General features: G+C 63.2%; 27 protein-coding genes. 12 read left to right on the top strand and 15 right to left on the bottom strand.

The features are described from left to right. Positions 1-231: 231 nt before the first annotated feature. The 5 genes from C4K38_RS25275 to C4K38_RS25255 form a co-directional block, all read right to left on the bottom strand. Positions 232-1575 (bottom strand): imelysin family protein, encoded by a 1344-nt coding sequence (locus tag C4K38_RS25275; RefSeq protein ID WP_053280655.1) that lies wholly within the window; start codon positions 1573-1575, stop codon positions 232-234. A 163-nt stretch (positions 1576-1738) separates the two neighbouring features. Next, the gene (locus C4K38_RS25270; protein ID WP_053280654.1) at positions 1739-3790 is read right to left on the bottom strand and encodes a putative bifunctional diguanylate cyclase/phosphodiesterase; all 2052 of its coding nucleotides are present in this window, start codon (positions 3788-3790) and stop codon (positions 1739-1741) included. Positions 3791-4095: 305 nt separating this feature from the next. Next, a complete protein-coding gene (locus C4K38_RS25265) occupies positions 4096-4692 on the bottom strand; it encodes a superoxide dismutase (protein ID WP_007929765.1) in 597 nt (198 codons plus the stop codon). Between the two features lie 176 nt (positions 4693-4868). Next, positions 4869-5471, bottom strand: coding sequence for a LysE/ArgO family amino acid transporter (locus C4K38_RS25260; protein WP_053280653.1), 603 nt, complete (start codon positions 5469-5471; stop codon positions 4869-4871). Positions 5472-5476: 5 nt separating this feature from the next. Beyond that, complete coding sequence (locus C4K38_RS25255; RefSeq protein ID WP_053280652.1) at positions 5477-5878, bottom strand: ACT domain-containing protein; 402 nt, start codon at positions 5876-5878, stop codon at positions 5477-5479. A 96-nt stretch (positions 5879-5974) separates the two neighbouring features. On the opposite strand from C4K38_RS25255, the gene C4K38_RS25250 reads away from it, so the two are divergent. The 4 genes from C4K38_RS25250 (at position 5975) to C4K38_RS25235 (ending at position 9859) form a co-directional block, all read left to right on the top strand. Then, positions 5975-6868, top strand: coding sequence for a LysR family transcriptional regulator ArgP (locus C4K38_RS25250; protein ID WP_009045339.1), 894 nt, complete (start codon positions 5975-5977; stop codon positions 6866-6868). A gap of 84 nt (positions 6869-6952) precedes the next feature. After that, positions 6953-7945, top strand: a complete 993-nt coding sequence (locus tag C4K38_RS25245; protein ID WP_009045338.1) for an NAD-dependent epimerase/dehydratase family protein — start codon at positions 6953-6955, stop codon at positions 7943-7945. 107 nt (positions 7946-8052) lie between these two features. After that, positions 8053-8889, top strand: coding sequence for a hypothetical protein (locus C4K38_RS25240; RefSeq protein WP_053280651.1), 837 nt, complete (start codon positions 8053-8055; stop codon positions 8887-8889). Positions 8890-9022: 133 nt separating this feature from the next. Beyond that, positions 9023-9859, top strand: a complete 837-nt coding sequence (locus C4K38_RS25235) for a cache domain-containing protein (protein ID WP_053280650.1) — start codon at positions 9023-9025, stop codon at positions 9857-9859. A gap of 50 nt (positions 9860-9909) precedes the next feature. On the opposite strand, the gene C4K38_RS25230 is transcribed toward C4K38_RS25235, so the two are convergent. Together C4K38_RS25230 and pobA are read right to left on the bottom strand one after the other, a co-directional pair. Continuing rightward, positions 9910-11364 carry an MDR family MFS transporter gene (locus C4K38_RS25230; RefSeq protein ID WP_414860363.1) on the bottom strand — a complete coding sequence of 485 codons (1455 nt, stop codon included), beginning with the start codon at positions 11362-11364 and terminating at the stop codon, positions 9910-9912. 140 nt (positions 11365-11504) lie between these two features. Further along, positions 11505-12689: a 4-hydroxybenzoate 3-monooxygenase gene (pobA, locus tag C4K38_RS25225; protein ID WP_172833192.1), complete on the bottom strand. Its 1185-nt coding sequence runs from the start codon at positions 12687-12689 to the stop codon at positions 11505-11507. A gap of 186 nt (positions 12690-12875) precedes the next feature. Here pobA and C4K38_RS25220 point away from each other — a divergent pair, with 186 nt between their 5' ends. Further along, the gene (locus C4K38_RS25220) at positions 12876-13766 is read left to right on the top strand and encodes a helix-turn-helix domain-containing protein (RefSeq protein ID WP_053280647.1); all 891 of its coding nucleotides are present in this window, start codon (positions 12876-12878) and stop codon (positions 13764-13766) included. Between the two features lie 15 nt (positions 13767-13781). Here the strand turns inward: C4K38_RS25220 and C4K38_RS32415 are convergent, their stop codons facing one another. Further along, on the bottom strand, positions 13782-13958 hold the full coding sequence (locus C4K38_RS32415) for a hypothetical protein (RefSeq protein WP_164487024.1): 177 nt from the start codon (positions 13956-13958) through the stop codon (positions 13782-13784). 138 nt (positions 13959-14096) lie between these two features. Continuing rightward, a complete protein-coding gene (locus C4K38_RS25215) occupies positions 14097-15002 on the bottom strand; it encodes a LysR family transcriptional regulator (RefSeq protein ID WP_053280646.1) in 906 nt (301 codons plus the stop codon). A 130-nt stretch (positions 15003-15132) separates the two neighbouring features. Between C4K38_RS25215 and C4K38_RS25210 the strand changes: the two genes are divergently transcribed. Together C4K38_RS25210 and C4K38_RS25205 are read left to right on the top strand one after the other, a co-directional pair. Then, positions 15133-16017, top strand: a complete 885-nt coding sequence (locus C4K38_RS25210; protein ID WP_028683262.1) for an MBL fold metallo-hydrolase — start codon at positions 15133-15135, stop codon at positions 16015-16017. Between the two features lie 76 nt (positions 16018-16093). Further along, positions 16094-16708 carry an NAD(P)-dependent oxidoreductase gene (locus C4K38_RS25205; protein WP_053280645.1) on the top strand — a complete coding sequence of 205 codons (615 nt, stop codon included), beginning with the start codon at positions 16094-16096 and terminating at the stop codon, positions 16706-16708. Positions 16709-16865: 157 nt separating this feature from the next. On the opposite strand, the gene C4K38_RS25200 is transcribed toward C4K38_RS25205, so the two are convergent. Beyond that, positions 16866-17747, bottom strand: a complete 882-nt coding sequence (locus C4K38_RS25200) for a LysR substrate-binding domain-containing protein (RefSeq protein WP_053280929.1) — start codon at positions 17745-17747, stop codon at positions 16866-16868. Positions 17748-17900: 153 nt separating this feature from the next. On the opposite strand from C4K38_RS25200, the gene C4K38_RS25195 reads away from it, so the two are divergent. Further along, entirely contained in the window at positions 17901-19538 is a 1638-nt protein-coding gene (locus C4K38_RS25195) for a 5-guanidino-2-oxopentanoate decarboxylase (protein ID WP_053280644.1), read from the top strand. After that, positions 19535-20983, top strand: a complete 1449-nt coding sequence (locus tag C4K38_RS25190; protein WP_053280643.1) for an aldehyde dehydrogenase family protein — start codon at positions 19535-19537, stop codon at positions 20981-20983. Before C4K38_RS25195 ends, C4K38_RS25190 begins: the two co-directional genes overlap by 4 nt. Before the next feature lie 68 nt (positions 20984-21051). Here the strand turns inward: C4K38_RS25190 and C4K38_RS25185 are convergent, their stop codons facing one another. Then, on the bottom strand, positions 21052-21981 hold the full coding sequence (locus tag C4K38_RS25185) for an AraC family transcriptional regulator (RefSeq protein WP_025805956.1): 930 nt from the start codon (positions 21979-21981) through the stop codon (positions 21052-21054). 331 nt (positions 21982-22312) lie between these two features. On the opposite strand from C4K38_RS25185, the gene C4K38_RS25180 reads away from it, so the two are divergent. Then, complete coding sequence (locus C4K38_RS25180) at positions 22313-22678, top strand: antibiotic biosynthesis monooxygenase family protein (protein WP_025805954.1); 366 nt, start codon at positions 22313-22315, stop codon at positions 22676-22678. Between the two features lie 9 nt (positions 22679-22687). Then, positions 22688-22960, top strand: a complete 273-nt coding sequence (locus C4K38_RS25175) for a hypothetical protein (protein WP_025805953.1) — start codon at positions 22688-22690, stop codon at positions 22958-22960. A 43-nt stretch (positions 22961-23003) separates the two neighbouring features. On the opposite strand, the gene C4K38_RS25170 is transcribed toward C4K38_RS25175, so the two are convergent. The 3 genes from C4K38_RS25170 to C4K38_RS32410 form a co-directional block, all read right to left on the bottom strand. Continuing rightward, complete coding sequence (locus C4K38_RS25170) at positions 23004-23633, bottom strand: flavin reductase family protein (RefSeq protein WP_053280642.1); 630 nt, start codon at positions 23631-23633, stop codon at positions 23004-23006. 142 nt (positions 23634-23775) lie between these two features. Then, positions 23776-24123 (bottom strand): hypothetical protein, encoded by a 348-nt coding sequence (locus C4K38_RS25165; protein WP_053280641.1) that lies wholly within the window; start codon positions 24121-24123, stop codon positions 23776-23778. A gap of 105 nt (positions 24124-24228) precedes the next feature. Then, a complete protein-coding gene (locus tag C4K38_RS32410; RefSeq protein ID WP_155772909.1) occupies positions 24229-24396 on the bottom strand; it encodes a hypothetical protein in 168 nt (55 codons plus the stop codon). 101 nt (positions 24397-24497) lie between these two features. Here C4K38_RS32410 and C4K38_RS25160 point away from each other — a divergent pair, with 101 nt between their 5' ends. Next, positions 24498-25253 carry a COG4705 family protein gene (locus C4K38_RS25160; protein WP_053280640.1) on the top strand — a complete coding sequence of 252 codons (756 nt, stop codon included), beginning with the start codon at positions 24498-24500 and terminating at the stop codon, positions 25251-25253. Positions 25254-25384: 131 nt separating this feature from the next. On the opposite strand, the gene C4K38_RS25155 is transcribed toward C4K38_RS25160, so the two are convergent. Further along, complete coding sequence (locus tag C4K38_RS25155; RefSeq protein WP_053280639.1) at positions 25385-26707, bottom strand: MFS transporter; 1323 nt, start codon at positions 26705-26707, stop codon at positions 25385-25387. Positions 26708-26828 lie beyond the last annotated feature (121 nt).

Genomic DNA, 26828 nt, shown 5'->3' with positions numbered 1-26828 from the left:
GAGCAAAACAAGGGCGCAAAGTCTAACAGGGCGGGGGAGTTTGAATAAGAGGAATTATCGTTCCGCTTGACCTGAGGCAAGAGCGGAGCACCCGCCTGTAGCCGCTGCCGAAGGCTGCGATCTTGAACCCTGCGCCCCTTCGGTGGCGATCGCAGCCTGCGGCAGCGGCTATAGGACAGCAGGCACAAAAAAGGCGACCCGAAGGTCGCCTTTTCATTCCCGCAACGCTGATCAGAACTCGTGATCGGCGTTGTCCGGGTTCAGGTCGCTGATGCCCAGCTTGCCCGCGGCCTGTTCGATCGAACCGGTCTGCTTGACCAGCGCGGCGATGGCGTCACGCACGATCTGGTTGCCCGCGTCGTTGCCGGCGGCGATCAGTTGGTCGTAGTGCTCACCCTTGTTGGCGTGATCGACCATGACCTGGATCTTGGCTTCGGTGGCGGCCAGATCGGCTTTCAGCGCGGCGTCGGCGGCCGGGTCGATTTTCGCCACCAGCGACGACAGGCTGGCGCCGGTTAGCTTGGTGCCGTCGGCGCGGGTGTACTCGCCCAGGTAGACGTTGCGGATGCCCTTGGCGTCGTAGAAGTGCGAGTTGTGGGTGTTGTCGCTGAAGCAGTCCTGCTCGTCTTCAGGGGAGTTGGCCTCCAGGGACACCTTCATGCGCTCGCCCGCCAGTTCGCCCAGGGACAGGCTGCCCATGCCGAACAGCATTTTGCGCAGGCCGCTTTCAGCTGGTTCGGCTTCCAGGGTGGCGCGGTAGTTGTCGGCCACGTTCGGTTTCCAGTTGCCGACCATTTCTTCCAGGTCGTTGACCAGCAGCTGGGTCACGGCTTTCAGGTAGGCACGACGACGGTCGTTGTGGCCACCGGTGGCACCGGCGCCTTCCAGGTAGTCGGACGCCGGACGGTTGCCGGCGCCAGGGCCGGTGCCGTTCAGGTCCTGGCCCCAGAGCAGGAATTCGATGGCGTGGTAGCCGGTGGCGACGTTGGCCTCGGAACCGCCCAGTTCGTTGAGGCTGGCGAGTTTTTCCGGGGTGATGTCTTTCACGTCGACCTTGTCTTCGCCGACCTGGACTTCAGTGTTGGCGATGATGTTGGCGGTGGCGCCCGGGTTACCCAGCGCATGCTCGTAGGACTTGTCGACGTAGTCGATCAGGCCTTCGTCCAGCGGCCAGGAGTTCACCTGGCCTTCCCAGTCGTCGACGATGGTGTTGCCGAAGCGGAACACTTCGCTCTGCAGGTAAGGCACGCGAGCGGCGACCCAGGCGGCCTTGGCGGCTTTCAGGGTGTCGGCGTTGGGCTTGGCGAGGAAGGCGTCGATCGCGGTCTGCAGGGTCTTCGCGGTGGATTCGGCATCGCTGTATACGGCGAAGACCATGTCGGCGTAATGCGCGACAACCGCCTTGGCCGACGCTTCATCGACCTTGCCGGCCGCAGGAGCGGTGGCCGGGGCTGCGGTGCTGGCGGCTGGGGTAGCGGCTTGCGGCGCGGCAGCCTTGTCTTTGCCTTCGCCGCAACCAGCGAGGGAAATAGCGATGGCCAACAGACTGGCGGTAGCCAGAGGCATACGAATCATGGCGAACATCCTGCTTCGAGAGAGGGGTGGACTGGCGCGAGGGGCGCGCAAAACTGCGACATAATGCGAAAGATTTGCATTATGTGTAAAGGGTTGTGGTTGTAAATATTTCCTATTCAGAAAGCGATTGCGCTGGATCAAGCTTATGCGCGCAATCGTGCTTTCAGAGGATGGCCGCGTTACTGCGTTGGGCCTGTTTCAGGTAGGCGCTCAGCTCCCGTGCCGGCAGGGGTTTGCTGTAGTGGTAACCCTGACCTTCGTGGCAGCCTTCGGAGATGATGTAGGCCTCCTGCTCGGCGGTTTCCACGCCCTCGGCGATCACCTGCATGCCGAGGCTTTTGCCCAGCTGGATGATCGCCCGCACGATGGTCGCATCGTCGTCGTCATCCAGCAGGTCCTGGACGAAGCTCTTGTCGATCTTGATCTTGTCCAGCGGCAGGCTCTTGAGATAGCTCAGGGACGAATAGCCGGTACCGAAGTCGTCGATGGCGATCAGCGCCCCCGAGCGGCGCAGGCTCAGCAGGTGCTGGGCAGCGGTGCTGATGTCTTCCATCAGGCCGGTTTCGGTGACTTCCAGTTCCAGGCTGCGTGGCGGCAAGCGATAGATCTGCAGCAGGTTGTTGACCACCCGCGGCAACTCGGCGTGGTGCAGTTGCACGGTGGACAGGTTGACCGCCATGCGCAGGTCGCTGAAGCCCAGGTCATGCCATTCGCGCAACTGGCGGCAGGCCTGGTCCAGCACCCATTCGCCGATGGCGATGATGGTGCCGTTCTGCTCGGCCAGGGGAATGAACAGGTCCGGCGGGACGAAGCCGTGTTCCGGATGCTGCCAGCGCAGCAGCGCCTCGACCCCGACCACCCGATGATCGCGGTAGCTGATCTGCGGCTGGTAGACCAGGTGGAACTGCTCGCGGTTCAGGGCTTCGCGCAGGTCCTTCTCCAGCTCGCGGCGCCGGCGCATCTCGCTGTCGACGCTGGCGATATAGAACTGATAACGGTTGCGCGACCGGCTCTTGGCCAGGGTCATGGTCTGCTCGGCTTTCTGCAGCAGCTTCTCGGTGCTGTCGCCGTCTTCCGGGAACAGGGTGATGCCGATGGTGGCGCGCAGGCGGATTTCCTGGTGGTCGAGGGCAAACGGCGCTTCCAGGTCGTCGAGAATGCTCTGCGCCAGTTCGGCGGCTTCGTAGGGTTGTTCGATATCGGCCTGGACCAGGGCGAACTGGTCGCCGCCGAGGCGGGCGAGGGCGCCCAGGCGGCCACTGTGGGCCCGCAGGCGATCGGCCAGGGCCAGCAGTAACTGGTCACCGGTCTGGTAGCTGAACTGTTCGTTGATGCCCTTGAAGTCGTCGAGGCCGACACAGAGCACCGCGACCCGGCGTTGCAGGCGGCCGGCATCGATCAGGATCTTGTCCAGTTGCTGCTGCAGTTGCTGGCGGTTGGGCAGGCCGGTGAGGAAGTCGTACTGGGCCATGCGCAGCAGGCTGTTTTCCGCTTCATGGCGCAGGTGCGTGTTGCGCTCGATCGACGCCAGCAACTGGTTGGCGGTATTGATCCAGATCCCCAGTTCGTTTCGCTCGTGGCCCTTGAGCAGGGGAATCTGATGTTCGCTGGGGCGGTCCGGGTTGATGGTGGTCAGGTGCTCGATGATCCGCGACAGCGGCTTGGTCAGCAGCCAGTGGTAAACCAGATACAGCACCAGGCCCATGGCCAGGGCGCGCAATACACCGGAAATGAAAATGATCACCGAGCTGACGATGAATCCCTGGCCGTAGGTGGCCGTGTCGAGGGTGATGCTCAGGTCGCCGTAGTATTCGCTGTAGGGGCCACGACCCACCAGTTGGGTGGTGAAGGTGCGTTCCTTGCCGAGGATCAGGTCGGTCAGCCAGCGGCTGGGGGAGGCCTGTAACTCACGGGTTTTTTCCGCGAGCATGGTTTCGTTGGGATGGCCAATGGAGGCCATGCGCACAGCATCGTCCTGGAACAGGCCTTCGATGACTTGCATGCCCATTTCGCGGTCCAGGCTGTATACGGCCTGGGTCGAGGGGTCGCGAAACATGTCGAGAATGCGCTGGGCATCATTAGCGACCGCCTGCCGAGTCTTGTAAGCATCGAAGACGATTTGTGCGCAGCTCAGAACTACGCCCACTATCAGTGCCGACAGCAGCACAACCCGGAGCAACTTCACCGACAAGCTGTTTTTGAGTTCCAGCTTCAAAGGGTTATTCCTTGTTCCGTGCGTGTAGCGTCAAGTTGCCATGAGTATTGGCAATCCCGTGATGGCAGTCAAAGGGACAATCAGGCCCAGGATATTTCACCTGTAGGCTTGGCTGGAATGCCGGGAGCCAGCATATCCGCGCTTATCGGTTATATGTCGGTAGCCAAGCCTTGCAACTTGAGGGACGGAGGAGATTTTTTACCTGAATAGAGAGGTTAGCCCGCTGGGCTGGCACGGCAAGCCGGGCCCTTGCCGGTAAAACGAAAAAACCCGGCAATGCCGGGTTTTTTTGACTGCAAACGGGCTTAGGCGACGAAGGTCTTGCCTTCGAACTGCTCGGCCACGAATTTCCAGTTGACCAGGTTCCAGAACGCTTCGACGTACTTAGGACGCAGGTTGCGGTAGTCGATGTAGTAAGCGTGTTCCCAGACGTCGCAGGTCAGCAGCGGGGTGTCGCCGCTGGTCAGCGGGTTGCCGGCGCCGATGGTGCTGGCCAGGGCCAGGGAACCGTCAGCCTTTTTCACCAGCCAGCCCCAACCGGAACCGAAGGTGCCGACGGAAGTCTTGGTGAATTCTTCCTTGAACTTGTCGAACGAACCGAAAGCCGCGTTGATGGCTTCAGCCAGTGCGCCGGTTGGTTGACCGCCAGCGTTTGGCGCCAGGCAGTTCCAGTAGAAAGTGTGGTTCCAGACCTGAGCGGCGTTGTTGAAGATACCGCCCGAAGAGGATTTGACGATCTCTTCCAGGGTTTTGCCTTCGAACTCGGTGCCTGGCACCAGGTTGTTCAGGTTCACGACATAGGTGTTGTGGTGCTTGTCGTGGTGGTATTCCAGAGTTTCCTTGGAAATGTGCGGCTGCAGGGCATCGTGTGCGTAAGGCAGCGGCGGCAATTCGAAAGCCATGGTGATTCTCCTAATCAGGTCAGTTGCGGTGGGCGCAAGGCCGATCACGGGCGGCCAGACAAGCGCCGGGGAGTTTGTACTCTTTGCGGCGCAGGGTTCGGATCATAGCACCGGGGGTGCGGCATAACCACGCAACAACTGTGTGGGATAGAGGTTCCAGAGCCTTTTGGAATAAATCATGCGGCGGTGAGGAGTTGAATCGCGACACTGAACATCATCACTGCCACCAGCAGGTCGAGAATGCGCCAGGTGCTCGGCCGTGCCAGCCATGGAGCCAGCCACGCGGCGCCGAGGGCGAGGGTGAAAAACCACAGCAGCGAAGCGCTGGCCGCACCGACCACATAGGCGCCGGGTTCGGTCTGTTGCGCGCCCAGCGAGCCGATCAGCAGCACCGTGTCCAGGTACACATGGGGGTTGAGCAGGGTCACCGCCAGCGCACTGAGCAGCACCGCGCGCAGCGAGCGGACAGTCTGGTTCTCGCCCTGTTGCAGGCTCTGCCTGGAGCAGGCGCGACGCAGGGCCTGGCTGCCGTACCAGATCAGGAACGCGGCGCCGCCCCAGCGGGCAACCGCCAGCAGCGTCGGGTTCTGCGCCAGCACCGTGGCCAGGCCGAATACCCCGGCCGCCACCAGCAACGCATCGCAAGTCACGCACAGCACGGCCACCGGCAGGTGGTGTTCGCGCCGCAGGCTCTGGGCCAGGACAAAAGCATTCTGGCTGCCGATCGCCATGATCAGCCCGGCCGCTACCAGCAGTCCGTTAACGTAGCTCTGCCACATGTCGTTTACTCCTCGCCCGCCGCCAGTTGCCGCAGCACGTGCATGGCGCGCTCGGCATCGGCCTTACCGACAAACAGATGATCGTGGTAGTAGCCGGCGATCACGTTACAGCTGATCCCGGCCTTGCCCAGGGCGCTGGCGAATGCGGCGGTCAGGCCGACGGCTTCCAGGGCCGAATGCACGTTCAGGGTGATCCAGGCCGCGACGTAGTCGAACCCCAGCCCCAGCCGTTCGGCTTGCTGGCGCTCGAGGATCACCGTGAGCCCTTCCTGCTCGCGAAAGCTGCCCAGTACGTCGATGCCGTCGAGCAGCGCGCGATCGGCGATGGAGCAGAACACGTAGTCACCGGGGTTGAGCTGCGGGCTCATGCTGCGCAGCAGGGTATCGAGGGAGGTTTCGCCAGCCATGGAAAAGGTCCTTGAACGAGAAAGCATGCTGGCTATTCTCCGGTTGCAGGCTGTATAAGAAAAACCAATATTACTGATCGCTCATTAGGAAAACTGATGTTCGACTATAAATTGCTGTCCGCCCTGGCCGCGGTGATCGAACAGGCTGGATTCGAGCGCGCCGCGCAGGTGCTGGGGTTGTCGCAGTCGGCCATTTCCCAGCGGATCAAGCTGCTCGAGGCGCGGATCGGCCAGCCGGTGCTGGTGCGGGTCACGCCGCCGGCGCCGACGGAAATCGGCCGGCGCCTGCTCAACCATGTGCAGCAGGTACGCCTGCTCGAACGCGACCTGCAGAGCCAGGTGCCGGCCCTGGACGAGGAAGGCTTGCCGGAGCGTCTGCGCATCGCCCTCAACGCCGACAGCCTGGCCACCTGGTGGGCCGAGGCCGTGGGCGACTTTTGTGCCGAGCAGCACTTGCTTCTGGACCTGATCGTCGAAGACCAGACCGTGGGCCTCAAGCGCATGCGGGCCGGGGAAGTGGCGGCCTGTGTCTGTGCCAGCGAGCGGCCGGTGGCGGGTGCCCGCAGCGTGCTGCTGGGCGCCATGCGCTACCGTGCCCTGGCCAGCCCGGCCTTCCTTGCTCGGCATTTTCCGCAGGGTGTGCAGGCCGAGCGCCTGGCCCGGACGCCGGCCCTGGTGTTCGGCCCGGACGATTTCCTGCAGCACCGCTACCTGGCGGCGCTGGGTGTCGATGGCGGGTTCGAGCATCACCTGTGCCCTTCGTCCGAGGGCTTTATCCGCCTGACCGAGGCCGGCCTGGGCTGGGGGCTGGTGCCCGAATTGCAGGTGCGCGACCAGTTGGCGCGGGGTGTGTTGGTGGAGCTTTTGCCAGATAAGCCGATCGATGTGCCGCTGTACTGGCATCATTGGCGCAATGGTGGCCAACTGCTGGGTCTGCTCACCGAGCACCTGGCGCGTTCTTCGGCGCAATGGCTGGTGCCGTTGGCGTAACACAAGGCGTCAAGGCATCAGGCAATACCCCATGCAACACAAGTGTGCGACAGGCATGAAACACGAAAGCAATCGGAGCAAGTCATGAAAATTCTGGTCACCGGCGCAAGCGGCTTCATTGGCGGACGCTTCGCGCGTTTTGCCCTTGAGCAGGGCCTGGATGTACGGGTCAACGGGCGTCGGGCCGAAGGTGTGGAACATCTGGTGCGGCGTGGAGCCGAGTTCGTCCAGGGTGACTTGAGTGATGCCGACCTGGTGCGCGACCTGTGTCGCGATGTCGATGCGGTGGTGCATTGTGCGGGGGCGGTGGGGCTCTGGGGGCGTTATCAGGATTTCCATCAGGGCAACGTGCTGGTCACCGAAAACGTGGTCGAGGCCTGCCTCAAGCGCCATGTCCGGCGCCTGGTGCACCTGTCGTCGCCGTCGATCTATTTCGACGGCCGCGACCATCTGGGCCTGACCGAAGAACAAGTACCCAAGCGCTTCAAGCACCCTTATGCCGCCACCAAATACCTGGCGGAGCAGAAGGTGTTCGGCGCCCAGGAGTTCGGCCTGGAAGTGCTGGCGCTGCGTCCGCGTTTTGTCACCGGCGCCGGCGACATGAGCATTTTCCCGCGCCTGTTGAAGATGCAGCGCAAGGGCCGTCTGGCGATCATCGGCAATGGCCTGAACAAGGTCGACTTCACCAGTGTGCAGAACCTCAACGAAGCGCTGCTCAGCAGTCTGCTGGCCAGCGGCTCGGCCCTGGGCAAGGCCTACAACATCAGTAACGGCGCGCCCGTGCCGTTGTGGGACGTGGTGAACTATGTGATGCGCCAGATGGGCGTGCCGCAGGTCACGCGCTACCGCTCCTTTGGCCTGGCCTACAGCGTGGCGGCCCTCAATGAAGGCTTCTGCAAGCTCTGGCCGGGCCGTCCGGAGCCGACCCTGTCGCGCCTGGGCATGCAGGTCATGAACAAGAACTTCACCCTGGATATCAGCCGCGCCCGCCATTATCTGGATTACGAACCCAAGGTCAGCCTGTGGACGGCGCTGGATGAATTCTGCGGCTGGTGGAAGGCCCAGGACATACGCTGAAAATAAACACTGAACCGAGTTCGGGGTTCAGGGTCGATCAGGGCGGCGGGTTAGCGGTTTATACTCGCCCCATTCAGCTATCACCGCGGTTTTAGAAAGGTTGCCCCATGCGTAACGATGCCAACGACGACTTCGACGATGTTCCAAGCCTGCGTGCCGATACCCTCGACGATGATTTCCCGACCACCGCCGCGGGCCGCGCGCGTACTTCGGTGCATTCGCGCAGCGTGCCGGCCGTCAAGGTCAAGGCAGCGAATGCCGGGCCACTCTGGGCGCTGGTCGGTGCCTTGTTCTTCGCCTTTATCGGCCTGGCCTGGTGGAGCTTCCAGCAGATCTCGCTAATGGAGCAGCAACTGGTCGCCACCCAAGAGAGTTTCGCCCGTATCAGCGAAGAGGCGGCGGGGCGCCTGCAGGACATTTCCGGCAAGGTGGTCGCCAGCCAGTCCAGCGTCAACAGCGACAGCGAAGCCTTGAAGCTGCAGATCAAGCAGCTGGAAAGCCGGCTGCAGGACCAGGGCAAGCAACAGCAAGGCGTAGCCGGACAGGCCACGGACCTGGACAAGCGCCTGGCCCAGATGACCGCGCAGGCCACCGAACAACAGACGGCCAACAGCCAGTTGCAGGCTCAGGTGAAATCCTTGAGCAGCGAGCTGGCCGCCCTGAAAAGCGCGCCTGCCGACACCAGCAAGGCCGATGCCCAGTTCAAGAGCCTGAACGGCGAGATCGCCACCTTGAAGAAACAGGGCAACCCGAGCGCCGCCATCGAGCGTCTGGAGCAGGACATGATCGTGCTCAAGAGCCAGCAGGACAATCGTCCCGCCGCTGCCCAGGGCGGCACCAACACCGCCGAGTTCGACGCCTTCCGCGGCCAGGTCACCCGCAACATCAATACCCTGCAGAGCCAGATCCAGAATCTGCAGCAGCAGCTCAATACCCGCCCCTGACCTTGACGACCTTCCCGCGCCAGGCGTGGGAAGGTCGCGGTTTTGCCTCTCGCCTCCCTGCTTCGCTGAATACTCGACCATATCCTTTAGCCGTCTACGCTCTTGAAACACCAACAAGAACGAGGGACGCGCAATGAGGGGATTGCTTAGAGCCACGGTGCTGGGGTGGTTGCTGATGTTCTGTGGCAGCCAGGTCCAGGCGGCGGACGATGCCACGGCGGCCAAGGCCCTGCTGGAGAAGGCCCTGGCCTATTACCACGACCAGGGTGACAAGGCCTTTGCCGCTTTCAGCCGGCAGGGCGAGTTCGTCGACAAGGACCGTTATGTGTTTGTGGTCGACACCAAGGGGGTGATGCTGGCCAGTGGCGGGCCGTCGTCGGCGCTGATCGGCCGCGATGTTTCCGAGGTGCTCGGGCCGGATTTGCAAAAGGCCTTCAAGGACGCGCTGAAGATTCCCGAGGGCAATGGCATCCAGCAAGCCGAATACCGCTGGCAGAACTGGGCCGACGGCAAGGTCGAGCGCAAGCATGTGTATTACCAGCGGGTCGGCGAGCGAATCCTCGCGGTCGGTTATTACCTGCCGCGGGCCTCCGCCGAGCAAGCCAGGGCCTTGCTGGACAAGGCTGCGAGCGAGTTGGTCAAGGACGAGAAGGGTACGCTGACGGCGATCAACTCGCTCAAGGGCGGTTTCCTGCAGGACGACCTGTATGTGTTCGTGGTCGATCTGGACAACCAGCGCTATGTGGCCCACGGCACCAATCTGCGGCTGATCAATACCGACTTCAACAAGGTCAAGGATCCGGACGGCAAACCGGTGGGCGAGCCGATCCTGGCACTGATGGCCACCCAGGATCAGGGCGAGTATGAGTACCGCTGGAAGAACCCGGTGACGGCCAAGGTGGAAGACAAGCACGCCTACCTGCGCAAGGTCGGGCACTTCCTGGTGGCGGTGGGGTACTACAGCCCGTGAGGGTCGGTCGCCAGCCAGCTCGCCTATGGAAGAGCTGGCTGGCGATGCCGTTATTTGACCTTGTCTTCACGCCCGCGCAGCAGCGCATTGGGCATGGCCAGCGCCGCCGCCAACCCCAGCAACGACACTGCCGCGCTGACCATCAGCAAGTGTTTGAAGGTCAGCAGCAACTCAGCCCGCAAGGCTCCCTGTTCCACATCCGGCGCGGCATTCAGGCCATCGAGCAGCACATTGCCCGAGTGGCCTTCGCCGATCAGCGCCGAACCGCTCAACTGGGCGAAGCTGGAGTCCTGCAACAACGCCAGCAACAGCGCTGACATCAAGGCCACACCCACCGCACCGCCCAGGGAACGGAACAGGTTGGTAGTGCTGGTGGCGACTCCGATATCCCGTTGTTCCACCGAGTTCTGGCTGCCCACCAGCGAAGTCGGGAACTGCATGCCCGAGGCAATCCCGCCGAACAACATGAACACACTGCTCAGCAGCACCGCCTGGGGTGGGCTGAAGGCCATGCCGAGAACGGTCAGCGGCATCAGTAGGGCGCCACTGAGGATCATCGGTTTGTAGCGGCCGGTCACCGAGGTCATGCGCCCGGCGAAGTAGCCGCCTATCGGCAGGCCGATGGCCAGCGGCAGCAGGTGCAATGCCGCGCTGTCGGCTCCGGCGCCGGTGACGCTCTGAAAGCGCAACGGCATCAGCACCGTCAGGGAGATGGCCTGGAAGCTGGTGAAGAACACCGTGCACCAGCACAGCATGGCATTGCGATTGGCGAACAGGTGCATGGGCAGCAGCGGCTCTTGCGTGCGCCGTTCATGCCTGGCGAACAGGGCCAGGACGATGACGGCACAGGCCAGCAGGCCCAGCACCTCTTGGCTGCGCCAGGCGTGACCCTGGCCGAAATGGGTGATCGCCAGCAGCAGGGCGGTCAGGCCGATGATCATCAGCAGCGTGCCGAGGTAGTCGATGATCGGTTTGCGTTGCGGAATCGGTAGCCCCCGCAGATTGCGCCTGGCCACCAGCCAGGCACCCAGGCCCAGGGGCAGGTTGATCAGGAACACCCAGCGCCAGGACAGGTATTCGGTCATGTAGCCGCCGAGCACCGGGCCGGCGACGCTGGCTGCCGCGTACATGCTGCTGAAGTAACCCTGGTAACGCCCACGTTCGCGGGGCGGCACTATGTCGCTGATGATCGCCTGGCTGACCGAAATCATCCCGCCGGCGCCGATGCCCTGGAAGATCCGCGCCAGGACCAGCTGTTCCATGTTCTGGGCCATGCCGCAGAACAGCGATGCCAGGGTGAACAGGCCCATGCCGAACAGCATCAGCTTGCGTCGGCCATAGAGGTCGCCGAGCTTGCCGTAGATCGGTACAGCCACGGTCATGGCCACCATGTAGCCGGAAATCACCCAGGCCAGCAGGCTGACGTCCTTGAACTGCGCGGAGATGGCGGGCATGGAGACCGCGACTATGGTCTGGTCCAGGGCGCCGAGGAAGATCGCCAGCATCAGGGCAATCAGTACGCTGCGAAGAGCCAGTTTGGGCTGGCCAGGCTGGTCGGGATGGGTCACGGAAGAACCTGCGGGCAGTGATTGACCCGCAGGGTGCAAGGCGAGCGGGAATGCCCGCTAGTGTACTCGATAGGCCCCTACTCGATAGCTTCGTAAGGAAGGCCGACGTAATTTTCCGCGATGGTTTTGCGCCCGGCCTCGGAGTCGACGAAGTACGCCAGCTCCGACTCGGCGATACGCTGGCTGAAGTCGTCGGAGTCGGGGAAACGGTGCAGCATCGCGGTCATCCACCAGGAGAAACGCTCGGCCTTCCAGATCCGCCGCAGGCAGATTTCCGAGTACTTTTGCAGCAGGTCGGTGCGCTGCTCGCGGTAGACCTTGAGCAGGATGTTGAACAGCGTGCTGACATCGCTGGCGGCCAGGTTCAGGCCCTTGGCCCCGGTGGGCGGCACTATGTGCGCGGCGTCGCCGACCAGGAACAGCCGTCCGTATTGCATCGGCTCGACCACGAAACTGCGCAGCGGCGCGATGCTTTTCTCGATCGACGGTCCGGTCACCAGGCGCTCCGCCAGCTCCTCGGGCAGGCGCTTCTTGAGTTCGTCCCAGAAGCGTTGATCGGACCAGTCGGCGACATTTTCCTCTGCCGGTACCTGCAGGTAGTAGCGGGTGCGGGTGGTCGATCGCATGCTGCACAGGGCAAAGCCGCGTTCGTGGCGGGCGTAGACCAGTTCGTCGTGGACCGGCGGGGTATCGGCGAGAATGCCGAGCCAGCCGAACGGATAGATGCGCTCGAAAACCTTGAGCTTGTCGGCCGGGATCGACTGCCGGGCGACACCGTGGAAGCCGTCGCAGCCGGCGATGTAGTTGCAGTCCAGGCGGTGGGGCTCGCCCTGGTAATCGAAGGTCAGGTAGGGCTGGTCGCTCTGCATGTCGTGGGGGCGCACGTTGTCGGCCTGGTACAGGGTCCGGGCGCCGACGGCCTGGCGGGCTTGCATAAGGTCGCGGGTAACTTCGGTCTGGCCGTAGATCGTCACGCTCTTGCCGCCGGTGAGGGCGTGCAGGTCGATGGCCACTCGGCGGCCGTCGAGGGCCAGTTCGAAGCCGCCGTGCACCAGGCCTTCGACGTCCATGCGCTGGCTGACCCCGGCCTGGCGCAGCAGGTCGACCATGCCTTGTTCCAGCACCCCGGCGCGGATGCGCCCGAGTACGTAGTCCGGGGTTTGTCGTTCGAGGATCAGGGTATCGATGCCGGCCTTGTGCAGCAGCTGGCCGAGCAGTAGTCCGGAGGGGCCGGCGCCGATGATGGCGACTTGAGTTTTCAGGGTTTTCATTGTTTTTATGACTCGCAAGCTTCACGCGAACAGGTTCGCTGAGTGATTTTTATGTTTCGAGTGCCTGCATTTTTCACTTGTGATGCTGTCAGTTGAAGGTGAAAACTGAGCCGATACCTGTTCATTTCACCAATCGGTGCGATTATCGCCCGTCACCCAGAGGCCTGGATTGCAGTTATGAATAAGCCTGCCTTGCCTTCAATTCCGGTGTTCAAACTCTATGGGGAAAGCCTGGATTGGCCGACACCGGACCTGCTGCACTGCGAAACCATTTCCAAGCGCAGCCGCGAGCACCATTGGGAAATCAAGCCGCATCGGCATGCCGATCTCTGTCAGTTGCTGTTCGTGCATCGCGGGCAGGCCGAGCTTGAGATCGAAGGCCAGCGCACGCTGCTGGGGGAGTCGGCACTACAGATCCTGCCGGCCCTGTCGGTGCATGGCTTTCGTTTTTCCGAGGACATCGACGGTTATGTGGTGACCCTGGCCGCGCCCTTGATGGCCCATCTGCAAGCCCAGCTGGGGCACTCGGTGAATGCCCTGGCCGTGGCCGAGAGCTACCCGGCGGGCGCCGACGGCGACTACCTGAACAGCCTGTTCGCCGCGTTGCAGAACGAGTACCTGGGGCGTGAGCCGGCGCGGGAAATGCTCATGCACTCGCTGGTCAGCGTGATCATGGTGTGGGTCAGCCGCCAGGCGATCCGGCGCCGCAGCGCCAGCCAGCGACCGCAGCGGGCGCGGGAGTATTTCAATGGCTATATCCAGTTGGTGGAAACCCACTATCGCGAGCATGTGAAGGTCGAGGACCTGGCGCACAAGCTGGGGATCTCCGTTTCCCACCTCAATGGCACCTGCCGTGAACTGGCGGGCCAGCCGGCCCTGCAGATCATGCATGAACGCCAGCTGCTGGAGGCCAAGCGCCTGCTGACCTACACCAGCATGACCATCTACGAGATTTCCGACACCCTGGGGTTTTCCGATCCCACCAACTTCACCCGGCTGTTCCGCCGCCGCGTCGGGATCTCGCCCAAGGCCTTCCGCGACCGCTTGAAGAGCGATCACGAACAGTGACGCCGCGCGCCTGCATCATTTCAAGGAGTTGAGGGTCGCGTTGTGCGGGATGCACTGATCAATGTTGCAACTGGCGAAGACATGTGGCTGTTGCCGGGCCTGCTCGACGCGATAGGCCGCTGTTCCATACAGCACCAGGGTCGCGGTGCAGGTGACGAAAATGGCCAGGTATCTTCTTGTTTTGATGTTCATGGCAAACACCTCTGAACGAATACCCCTGCGCGTGTGGGGGTACTGTTATCAGCATAGATCAGCCACATGGGGCAGACATGGCCGCTTGCCAGGTCGCGGGCAGGGTGTTGACGCGGTATTCAGCGGTCTTATCGGGTTTTACAGCCCCTTGTCCCACTCCGGTTCTTCGGGGAAACGCAGCACCAGGAAATCCAGCATGCTGCGCAGGGCCGCCGGCATGTGTTTGCGCGAGGCGTAGACCGCGTACATGTTCATTTGCCGGGGTTCGGCATGGGGCAGCAGGCGCACCAGTTCGCCGCTGTGGATATGCACGCCGGCCTGGTAGCTGGGCAGCATCGCCACGCCGGCCCCGGCCATGGTCGCGCGCAACAGGGTGCTGGCTTCGTTGGCGCTGATATTGCCCTGCACCGGTACCGAAACCTGTTCGCCGTCCTGTTCGAAATGCCACAGGCTCTTGCCGAAATAGGAGTGGGTCAGGCAGTTGTGCTGGCTGAGCTCCTCGACCCGCTGTGGTGCCGGGTGCTCACGCAGGTAGGCCGGGGAGGCGCAGATCACCGAGCGGCATACCGTCAGCCGCCGGGCGATCAGGTTCGGGTCCAGGTCGTTGCTGGTGCGGATCGCCAGGTCGATGCGTTCGTCCACCAGGTTCACCGTGCGGTCGAGCATCTGCAGGTCGATGCTGACGCCGGGGTAACGCTTGACGTAGGTGGCCATGGCATCCGCCAGCTGAGCCTGGCCGAACGAGGTGCTGACACTGATGCGCAGCAAACCGCGGGGCGCATCGTCGGGTTCGCTGACGGCGGCCTGCATGTCCGTCGACAACTCGAGCATCTGCCGGCAGCGGGGCAGGATCTCGGAGCCCGCCGCGGTCAGGCTCAGCTTGCGGGTGGTGCGGTGCATCAGCCGGGCGCCGACCCAGTCCTCCAGCTCCGCGAGATAACGCGAAACCACCGGCCGCGAGAGGTCCAGATGGTCGGCGGCGGCCGACTGGCTGCCAAGGTCGACTACGGTGACGAAGACGCGCATTGCTTGAAGACGATCCATGATTTGCCCGCTTTCAGAAACAAACTATGTCCAAGCATCGCATTTTTTGTAACGAGTGCGGCAACTAAGCTTCATCTCCATCGCCACCTACCCATGGCCACTTACGGCCGACAGACCATCGGAGCTGCATATGATCGGATTCACCTCACTCAAGCGCCTGCTGCTGGCGACCGCCACCCTGGGTTTCGCCGCCCATGCCGCCGCCGTCGAGCCGGCCCTGAAGCTGGATGTGTACAACCCGGGCACCGCGGCGATCTTCCCGGTGACTTCGGTGCTGGTCAGCGGCAAGAAGGAAGCGATCCTGGTGGACGCGCAGTTCGGCAAATCCCAGGCCGAGCAACTGGTGGAAAAGATCCGCGCCAGCGGCAAGCAACTGACCACCATCTACATCAGCCACGGTGACCCGGACTACTACTTCGGCCTGGACACCATCACCCAGGCTTTCCCCAAGGCCAAGGTCGTGGCGTCGCAGCCGACTGTCGAGCACATCAAGGCCACGGTCGACGGCAAGCTCGCGTTCTGGGGCCCGAAAATGGGCGCCGACGTACCGGCCAAGACCATTGTGCCGGGCGTGCTCAAGGGCCACAGCCTGACCCTGGAAGGGCAGAAGCTGGACATCATCGGCCTGGACGGCAAGCAGCCTGACCGCACCTTCGTCTGGATCCCGTCGATCAAGGCGGTCGTCGGTGGCGTGGTGGTGGCGGAAAACATCCATGTATGGATGGCCGATACCCAGACCGCGCAATCCCACAAGGACTGGCTAACCACCCTGGACACCATCGCCGCGCTGAAACCCCAGACCGTGGTACCGGGCCATTACCTGGGCGAAAGCGTCCGCTCCCTGGCTCCCGTGCATTTCACCGCCGACTACATCAAGGCCTTCGATGAAGAAACCGCCAAGGCCAAGGATTCCGCCGAACTGATCGCGGCGATGAAAAAGCGTTACCCGGACCTGGGCGAAGACAGCTCCCTGGAGCTGAGCGCCAAGGTCGCCAAGGGCGAAATGAAGTGGTGATTCGACTGCCCCCGCGCCTGGCGCGGGGGCAGTCCCTGTAAGGCTTTGTCTCACTTATCGGAACTGGAGAACTGTCATGAGCAAGATCGCAATCATTGGTGCCACCGGTCGTGCCGGTAGCCAACTGCTGGAAGAAGCCCTGCGTCGTGGTCACAGCGTCACCGCGATTGCCCGTAACCCGGCGAAAATCGGCAACCGCGCCGGTGTGGTGAGCAAGGCGGTCGACGTGCTGGACGGCGCGGCGTTGCAGGCAGCGGTCGCCGGTCACGATGCGGTGATCAGCGCGGCGCACTTTTCCACCATCGCGCCCAAGGCCGTGATCGACCCGGTGAAACAGGCCGGCGTCAAACGCCTGCTGGTGGTGGGCGGTGCCGGTTCGTTGCTGTTGCCCGACGGCAGTCGGGTGATCGACGCCGCCGGTTTTCCGGATGAGTACAAGGCTGAAGCCAGTGCCGGCAGTGTGTTCCTCGATACCCTGCGCCAGGAGAAAGAGCTGGACTGGACCTTCCTGTCGCCATCGGCGGAATTCGTCGAAGGCGAACGCCGCGGGCAGTTCCGCCTGGGCCAGGACCATCTGCTGGTGAGCGCCGAAGGCAAGAGCTGGATCACCTTCGCCGACTTCGCCATCGCCATGATCGATGAGCTGGAAACACCGAAGCACTCCCGCCAGCGTTTCACTGTCGGTTACTGAGGCTCCCCCTCACCCTGTAGCCGCTGCCGCAGGCTGCGAACGAGCGCGAAGCGGTCGTAATCCAGACAACAGGTTGTACGTGGTGTCTGGTTTTGCGACTGCTGCGCAGCCGATCGCAGGCTGCGCCAGCGGCTACAGGGCTACATCGGTTTTAGGGCTATCTGGTCCGGGCCTGTTCCACCAGCCAGTCCAGCAACGCCCGCAACTGCGGCGATGGCGCTGAGCGATCGGGGTGGACCAGGTAGTAACCCAGGCCGGTGCGCACCTTCAATGCAAATGGCATGACCAGCCGCCCGGCGCTCAGGTCTTCGCCGATCAATGCCCAGTCGCCAATGGCCACGCCCGTGCCTTGGGCCGCAACCGACATCGCCAGGTCCAGGGTTTCGAAATGCTGGCCCTTGCCGATGTTATTCAGCACCGTCCCCGAGGCTTTCAGCCAGGTCTTCCAGTCATGGGTATCCAGGGTCGGATGCAGCAGCATGTGTTGCTGCAGGTCGGCCGGGGTCTTCAGCGCTATCGCCCCTTCGAGCAATGCCCGTGAGCACACCGGCGTCAGCTGTTCGTCGAACAGGTGATAGGCCCCGAGGGTGGAGGGGGGCGGGGCGCCGTAAATCACCGCGGCGTCGAAGTGTTCGCGGTTGAAGTCGACCCCGTGCTGCACCGTGGTGGTCAGCCGCACAGGCACGTCCGGCCGCTCTTTCTGCCACTGCATCAGGCGCGGCAACAACCAGCGCATCACGCAGGTGGACGCCTTGAGTTGCAGGGTGTCGCGGTTCACCCCGACCTGTTCCACCCCCTCGCTGATCAGGCCGAACACCTGTTCCACCCGTGGCAACCATTCCCGTCCTTCGGCCGTCAGGCTCAGGCCGCGGGCCTGGCGCTGGAACAAGGCATAACCCAGGTGGCTCTCCAGGCCGGCGATCTGCCGGCTCACCGCGCCCTGGGTGATATGCAGCTGCTCGGCCGCGTGGGTGAAGTTGCAGCAGCGTGCGGTGATCAGAAAGGTGTGCAGCGCAGGCAAGGGCGGGAGGCGTTTCATAAAGGGCCAAGGCATGACGTGAGGACATGGCTAGTATGACTTTTTATCCATTGTTCCCGCTACACGTGGCCCGTTCCAATGACGCCTTCCCCGTGCCTGGCCATGCAGCGGCCAGCCAGGCACACCGTCTCAAGCGAACAAGAAGGGCAAGACATGGCGACGTGCGGCGAAGTGTTGGTCAAGTTACTCGAAGGTTATGGCGTCGAGCAGGTCTTCGGCATTCCGGGGGTGCACACCGTCGAGCTGTATCGCGGCCTGGCCCGTTCGCGCATCAGGCATGTCACGCCGCGTCACGAGCAGGGCGCCGGTTTCATGGCCGACGGTTATGCCCGCACCAGCGGCAAGCCGGGGGTGTGTTTCATCATCACTGGCCCCGGGATGACCAACATCACCACCGCCATGGGCCAGGCCTATGCCGACTCGATTCCGATGCTGGTGATCTCCAGCGTGCAGTCGCGCAGCCAGCTCGGCGGCGGCCGCGGCAAGTTGCATGAGCTGCCGAACCAGGGCGCCCTGGTGGGCGGCGTGGCGGCGTTCTCCCATACCCTGATGTCCGCAGCGGAACTGCCGGGCGTCCTGGCCCGCGCCTTCGCGCTGTTCCAGGCCGGTCGGCCGCGCCCGGTGCACATCGAGATCCCCCTCGACGTGCTGGTGGAGGAGGCCGATGACCTGCTCGACAGCGAGCCGGTGAGCATCGCCCGGGCCGGCGCCGCGCCCGCCGCGATTGCCCGGATGAGCCAACTGCTGGCGGGCGCCAGGCGTCCGCTGATCCTCGCCGGTGGCGGTGCGATCGATGCTGCCGCGTCCCTGACCCGCCTCGCCGAATTGCTCCAGGCACCGGTGGCCTTGACCATCAATGCCAAGGGCATGCTGCCGTCGCGGCACCCGCTGCTGATCGGCTCGACCCAGTCGCTGGTGGCGACCCGCGCCCTGGTGGCCGATGCCGACGTGGTCCTGGCCATCGGCACCGAACTGGCCGAAACCGATTACGACGTGACCTTCGCCGGTGGCTTCGAGATTCCTGGCGCCCTGCTGCGCATCGACATCGACCCTGACCAGACCGTGCGCAACTATCCACCGAAAGTGGCGCTGGTGGCCGACTCCCACAGCGCAACCGAAGCCTTGCTGGCCGAGTTGGGCAAGCAACCGCTGAGCGAGCGCGACAGTGCCTGGGGCACCGCCCGTGCCGCTGCCCTGCGCAACGCACTGGAACAGCAGTGGGACGCGCCGACCCGGGCGCAGACGCTGTTCCTCGAAACCGTGCTGCAAGAGCTGTCGGAGATCGTCATCGTCGGCGACTCCACACAGCCGGTGTACAGCGGCAACCTGACCTTTAACCCCGAGCGTCCGCGCCGCTGGTTCAACTCCTCGACCGGCTACGGCACCTTGGGTTATGCCTTGCCGGCGGCCATCGGCGCCTGGCTGGGCGGTGCTTCCGAGCGCAATGCCCGGGGCCCGGTGGCGTGCCTGATCGGCGACGGCGGCCTGCAGTTCACCCTGTCGGAACTGGCCTGCGCGGTGGAAGCGCGCACGCCGATCATCGTGCTGCTGTGGAACAACCAGGGCTACGAAGAAATCAAGAAATACATGGTCAACCGCGCCATCGAACCGGTGGGCGTGGACATCTACACGCCGGACTTCATCGGCGTGGCCAAGGCCCTGGGCTGCGCCGCCGAGGCCATCGACAGCGTCGACGGATTGCGCGATGCGCTGCGCGCGGCCAGCGATCGCCAGGGCCCGACCCTGATCGAAATCGACCAGGCCGGCTGGATGCGGGCGGTGCAAGCATGAGCCAGGCAAACCTGTTGAACGGCCTCTACATCGACGGTCAGTGGCGTGCCGGCAGCGAGCTGCTGCCAGTGATCAATCCCTCCACCGAAGAGCTGCTGGCGTTGGTCGGTGGTGGCGACCGGCACAGCGTCGAGCAGGCGGTGACCGCGGCCCAGGCCGGGCTCGTGCACTGGGCCGCGGCCAGCGGTGCCGAGCGTGGCGCGGTGTTGCGGCGGATCGCCGCCGGGGTCGCCGAGCGCCGTGAACGCCTGACGCACCTGCAATCGAGCAACAACGGCAAGCCGCAATTCGAAGCGGCCATCGACGTCGATGACGTGATTGCCACCTTCGAGTACTACGCGGGGCTGGCCGAAGGCCTGGACGCCGCCCAGGACCGCGACGTGCCGTTGCCCAGCGATGATTTCAGCGCCCGTGTGCGGCGTGAGCCCTGTGGCGTGGTCGGCCTGATCGTGCCGTGGAACTTCCCGATGGTCACCACCGCCTGGAAGCTCGCGCCGGCCCTGGCTGCCGGTTGCAGCGTGGTGCTCAAGCCCTCGGAAGTCACCCCGCTGCCGGAACTGGAACTGGCGGCGATCATCGCCCAGAGCGGCTTGCCCAAGGGCGTATTCAACCTGGTCTGCGGCACCGGGCTGGCGGTGGGCGCGCCGCTGGCGGCCGATCCGCGGGTGGCGAAGATTTCCTTCACCGGCAGCAATGCGGTCGGGGTCCAGGTCATGCAGCGCGCGGCGGAGACGGTCAAAGGCGTGAGCCTGGAGCTGGGCGGCAAATCTTCGCTGCTGGTGCTGGCGGATGCCGATCTCGAACTGGCGGTGGAACTGGCCTGTGGCGGCGGATTTTTCAACGCCGGGCAGATGTGCTCTGCCACCAGCCGGGTGCTGGTGGCCGACGAACTAGCGGACGAGTTCCTGCTGCGCCTCAAGGCGCGGGCCGAGGCGATTCGAGTGGCGGACCCTTTCGATCCGGACGTGGAGATGGGCGCGCTGGTCAACCAGGCGCAATACCAGCGAGTGCTGGGCCATATTGATCGCGGGCTGAGTGTCGGGGCCAAGCTGGTATGCGGTGGTGGGCGTCCAGCGGACCGGGAACGTGGTTTTTTTGTACGGCCGACCCTCTTCACCGAAGTGCCCCTCGACAGTGCGCTGTGGCGTGAGGAGATCTTTGGCCCGGTGCTCTGCGTGCGCAGTTTCGCCAGCGAGGCCGAGGCCATCGCACTGGCCAACGACAGCGAGTTCGGCCTGGTGGCCAGTGTGGTCAGCGCGGATCTAGACAACGCCGAGCGGGTCGCCAATGCCTTGCAGGCCGGGCTGGTATGGATCAACGCGCCGCAAGTGATCTTCCCGCAGACCGCCTGGGGCGGCTACAAGCAGAGCAGCATCGGCCGCGAGCTGGGGCCTTGGGGGTTGCAGGCATTCCAGGAGATCAAGCACGTGATTCGCGCGCGCTGAGCCGCGCAAAAAACACCCCATGCCTCGCCAGGAGGCATGGGGTTTTCAATTTTCGGTCATTGTGCCCGTCAGACGCTGCTGCGCAGGCGCGCCATATCCCGCAGCGGCGGAGCGCCGAACTGGCGGCTGTATTCGCGGCTGAACTGTGAGGGGCTTTCGTAGCCGACCCGGTAACCGGCGGCGGACGCTTCCAGCCCTTCAGTCAGCATCAGGCGCCGGGCTTCCTGCAGGCGCAGTTGTTTCTGATACTGCAAGGGGCTCATGGCAGTCATGGCCTTGAAGCGGTGGTGCAGGGTGGACACGCTGAGGTTCACCCCGCGCGCCAGATCGTCGATGCGCAGCGGTTGCTCGTAATTGCCGTTCAGCCATTTGATGGCCTGGCTGACCCGGTGGCCCTGGCTGTTGGCGATGGCGATCTCATACAACCGGTGGCCCTGGGGGCTGCGCAGCAGCCGGTAGAGAATCTCCCGACGAATCAGCGGCGCGAGCATGGCGATGTCTTTGGGCGTATCCAGCAGGCGGGTCAGGCGCAGCACGGCGTCGAGCATCGGCGTATCCAGGCGTTCCACATACAGGCCACGGCCGACAGGACGGTTCGGCACCCCCAGCGGCCCGGCATCGGCGATCAGCGTGCTGATTTCGGCCGGGTCGATGTCCAGGCGCAGGGCGAGGACCGGTTCCAGCGGCGAGACATCGGCCAGGCGTCCGCTCAATGGCATGGAAACCGAGACCACCAGGTAGTTGAGCGGGTCGTAGTTGAACTCCTCGTCGGCCAGCCGTACTTCCTTGCGACCCTGGGCCATGATGCACAGGGCCGGTTGGGCCAGCACCGAGGCGAAATCATGGGAGTGGCTGTAGCGCGAGACGAACAGCGACTGGATCGCCGTGGCATAGCTGCCGTCTTCGCCGGTGTTGCGAGCAATGATCCCGGCCAGCTCCGCCCGCTGTTTTTCCATTTCCGCATCCAGTGGCGGCTGCTGGGTTTCGAGCGATGACATGAAGGCCCCTCCGGGAAGATTGCGATGGCCACAGCTTAAATTTGTGCAAGCGCCAGGGGTAGGCGATTCCTGCGTAAATCTTGCCTGATCCTGCCACGCGTGCGCGCGTGAGCAGAGCAGAGTCCTGTACGCGGGCTGTCACTTGCTTGAAACAACGTTGTGGTTTTTTCCCCGCGGGAGGGGCTGGATCCGCTGCTCTCAAATCAGGTTCGCAGGATTGTGCAATACGCTGGCAGGAATCGACTAACGGCCGTTGCGCCGGGCGCTTAATCTTGGATCCTGTCGCAGCCCGTCCCATGGCTGCCTCGACACCACCCTGGGAGGGTCGCACATGTCCACGCATATTCCCGTCAGCCACATGGCATTCGTCCGCGCCCGCGCCGGTCGCTCAACCGAGTTGGGTGCTCGCTTGAGCAGTCTGATCGAACCATCCCGCCAGGCCACAGGTTGCCTGCAGTTCGCCTTGCAGCATTCGCAGTGCGACGCTGATTTGTGGCTGGTATCCGGATTCTGGAGCAGCCAGCAGGCGATGACCGATTACTTCTGCTCGCCGGCCATGGCGATATTCGCCGAGCTGGTCCAGGACCTGGTGGTCAACAGCCTGGATTTCCATACCTTCAGCGACGTCTCGGCGGCCCAGGCCGAAGGCGAATACGCGCAACTGAACGGGGCACCGGTACACCAGCTGGCCAGCTGAGGGTTTAGAATGGCCGACTTTCCATTGGCCAGGATCAGCAACATGGCACGTAAAGAGTTTGCAGCATACGAAGCGGTTTCCGCCGTGGTTCCAGGTGAAGGGGGCTACAGCGCCGCCATCGCGGTCAAGGCCCTGGGTGGTTCAGGGGCACCGCGCTTTCACAAGGTTCTGGACGACCAGAAATTCAAGACCGCCCACGACGCCGACCAGGCTGCCGCGCAGAAGCTTGAGCAGTTGATCGACGTGAACGAAGACGGCGAACTGGCCTGGGAAACGGCCTGATCCGGGCAGCAATCTGATCTGAGAAACTAGTTGATCTGAGAAGCTACCTGACCGCCCCCGGGCGGAACATCTTGAACAAGGCCTCTGGCCCCAGTTGGAAATAATCCGCCGGCCCGCCGCCGCGCAGAATCGGTTCTGCCGCGGCGGTGTCGTATATCCCATCCTTGAGCAGCCATTTGGCGATATGCACGGCGACCACCTCGCCGAGGATCAGCCAGCTGGGCACCAACTCCTGATCCGCGCGCTGCAGTTGAATGATCTGGGTGACCTTGCACTCGAAGGACACCGGGCTTTCGGCTACCCGCGGCACAGCAATCACCTTCGAGGTCGCGGGCGTCAGCCCCGCCAGTTCGAATTCATTGACCTCGGCCGATACGGCCGCGCAGCTCTGGTTCATCTGCTCGGCCAGCGGGCGGGTGGCGAGGTTCCAGGCGAACTCGCCGGTCTGCTCGATGTTGTTCAGGCTGTCTTTGCGACCGACGCTGGAGAAACCGATGATCGGAGGAATGTAATTGAAGGCGTTGAAAAAACTGTAGGGCGCCAGGTTCAACCGGCCTTGCAGGTCCTGGGAGGAAATCCAGCCGATCGGGCGCGGGCCGACGATGGCGTTGAACGGATCGTGGGGCAGGCCGTGGCCCTGGGCGGGTTCGTAGTAATGGATGTCTTCGGACATGACAGGCTCTTGCGCGGACAAAGAGGGAAGGCCGTCATAGTGCAAGCCATTGAAAGTGAATGCCAGCTTGCGGCGTGCGGTTTTCCCCGGGCCAGAAACAACTAGGCCCGGCCGAAGCCGGGCTGCGGGGCATCCCTGAGGGTTAGCCGATGGTGGCGGCAGTTCCGGTGCGATCGAAACCATCGGCAGCGATTGCGTCGGCGGTGCCGGTGCGATCGAAACCATCGGAGGCGACTGCGCCTGCGCCTGCGGTACCGGTGTGATCGAAGCCATCAGAAGCAACTGCGCCTGCGGTGCCAGTGTGGTCGAAACCGTCGGCGGCGATAGCGGCGGCGGTACCGGTGCGATTGAAGCCGTCGGAAGCCAGGCTGGCGCTGGTCGAGCTGCCCGAGGTGAAAGTGGCCGAGCCGGTGCGGTCGTAGCCATCGGCGGCGAAGGTGTTGGCAGCCAGTACGGAAAGGGTCAGGGCGAGGATCAGTTTGCTTTTCATGGTGGTCACTCCAGGTTCGTTGACGTTTTGTGCAGTGGGTGTGGAATAGATACTACGCCAGTTAATTTGATTAAAAAGCGCAAATAAATGCTTAGAAATATCGATTTAATCGATGTTTGTGGCACCAGAAATACCTGCATAAAGCCTCTTTCCTGCTTCTGCCGCGTTTGACGCGCCGACACCGATTTCGATGGGGGCAGAATGCGGGCAGGGCATTAACCGATCATTAACCTGTTCGAACCGTTGAAAAATCGTGATCAACGGTTTTTTCATCCGCCACTTACCTATTTTTCACCGCTCGCCCCGCAGCCTTCGCTCCGACATAGAAGTCCAAGACGGACCGTCCTCAATCGAGCCCTGGAGCAATGCTGCGAATGAATAAACTCCCTCAGATCACCCTGGCGTTCTGGGTCATGAAAATCTGCGCGACGACCCTCGGGGAAACCGCCGGCGACTTGCTGTCGATGACCCTGAATGTCGGTTACGCCATCAGCTCGATGATCCTGATCAGCGTGTTCCTGCTGACCCTGGTCACCCAGCTGTTCTCGAAAACCTACAACCCGGTGCTGTACTGGATCGTGATCCTCTCCACCAGCACTGCCGGCACCACCATGTCGGACTTCATGGACCGCACCCTGGGCCTGGGGTATGCCACCGGCTCGGCGATCCTGATTGCGATCCTGCTGGCGATCTTCGCGGTCTGGCGCCTGAGCGGCGATCCGCTCAACGTCAACAAGATCCAGACCCTGCGCGGCGAGCTGTTCTATTGGATGGCGATCCTGTTTTCCAACACCCTGGGCACGGCGCTGGGGGACTACCTGGCGGACGACTCGGGGCTGGGGTTTGCCGGTGGCGCGTTGCTGATCGGTTCGACCATAGCCCTGGTGGTCGTGCTCAAGTACTGCACCCGGATCTCCTCGGTACTGCTGTTCTGGGTGGCGTTCGTGCTGACCCGGCCGTTCGGCGCGACCCTGGGCGACTTCCTGACCAAGCCCCTGGAGAAGGGTGGACTGGACTTCGGCACCATCGGCTCGTCGGCGGTCCTGGCGGGGATTCTGCTGGTGATGATTGCCGGGGCTTCGTACTACAAGAACCGTAGCGAGCGGCAGGTGGCGGCTGAGTTGGGGTGATGAGCCGAGCGCCGCGTTGCGGTTATCGCGGGCAAGCCCCGCTTCTGTAGGCGCGAGGCTTGCCCGCGATAGGCTTTACCTGATGACACCACAGCGCGAGGGCCTTGCACCCTCGCGCTTTTTATTGCGGGTCAGTCAGTCTCGATCCGCGAGTGTTTGCGGGTGTCTTTCATGGTGATGTAGACCAGCAGTGACACGGCGATGCAGGCGGTGACATACCAGTAGTAGCCGGTTTCCATGCCGATGCTCTTGAACCACAGTGCGATGTATTCGGCGGTGCCGCCGAAGATCGATACGGTCAGCGCGTAGGGCAGGCCCACGCCCAGGGCGCGGATCTCGGTCGGGAACAGCTCGGCCTTGACCACCGCGTTGATCGAGGTATAGCCGCTGACGATGATCAGCGCCGCCATGATCAGGAAGAACGCGCCCCACCAGCTCTGGACGGTGTGCAGGGTGGTGAGGATCGGCACGGTGAAAATGGTGCCGAGGATGCCGAAGGCGATCAGGATCGGACGGCGGCCGATCTTGTCCGACAGCGCACCGACCACCGGTTGCAGGCACATGAACAGGAACAGGGTCGCCGCGGAAATGGTGGTGGAGTCGGAGATGCTCATGCCGACGGTGTTCACCAGGTATTTCTGCATGTAGGTGGTGTAGGTGTAGAAGGCCAGGGTGCCGCCCATGGTCAGGCCGACCACTGTCATCAGCTCTTTCGGATGACGCATCAGGGTACGCATCAGGCTTTCTTTCGGCTTTTCCTTCTTCTTGGTGAAGGACTCGGTTTCTTCCATGCCGCGACGCAGGTACAGCGCTACGACCGCGCACAGGGCGCCGATACCGAACGGAATGCGCCAGCCCCAGGATTGCAGCTCTTCGGTGGTCAGCACGTTCTGCAGCACGATCAGGACCGCCAGGGCGATGAGCTGGCCGGAGATCAGGGTCACGTACTGGAAGCTGGAGAAGAAGCCGCGACGTTCCTTGGTCGCCATCTCGCTGAGGTAGGTGGCCGAGGTGCCGTATTCGCCGCCGACCGACAGGCCCTGCATCAGGCGCGCCAGGACCAGCAGGATCGGGGCGCCGACGCCGATGGTTTCGTAGCCGGGAGTCAGGGCGATGATCAGGGAGCCGAAGCACATCAGCAGCACCGAGGCCATCAACGCGGCCTTGCGGCCCTTGCGGTCAGCGTAGAGCCCCATCAGCCAGCCGCCGATCGGCCGCATCAGGAAGCCCACGGCGAAGATCGCGGCGGTGTTGAGCAGTTGGGCGGTGGTGTCGCCTTTGGGGAAGAAGACTTTGGCGAAGTACAGGGAGAAGGCGGCGTAGACGTACCAGTCGTACCACTCGACCATGTTGCCGACCGAACCGCTGAAGATCGATTTCAGGCGACTGGCGGTGGTCTTTTCTTTGGCAGGCGCAGCTGCCGCCCCAAGAGGCAGGGTTTGCGAGTTATCCATGACGGATCCTTCATTTAATTGTTTTTGTGGAGCGCGCCGAAACGCAGCCTGCAGGGGCTATAGCAGGAGCTGTGCCAGGAGCCGAGAGGCCCGGTTTAGAAGGGTCTTGAGAAATCGATGA

Source organism: Pseudomonas chlororaphis subsp. piscium, assembly GCF_003850345.1.
Taxonomy (GTDB): domain Bacteria; phylum Pseudomonadota; class Gammaproteobacteria; order Pseudomonadales; family Pseudomonadaceae; genus Aquipseudomonas; species Aquipseudomonas piscium.
The sequence above is the reverse complement of the archived record's forward strand: the minus strand, read 5'-3'. Positions and strand labels throughout refer to the sequence as shown.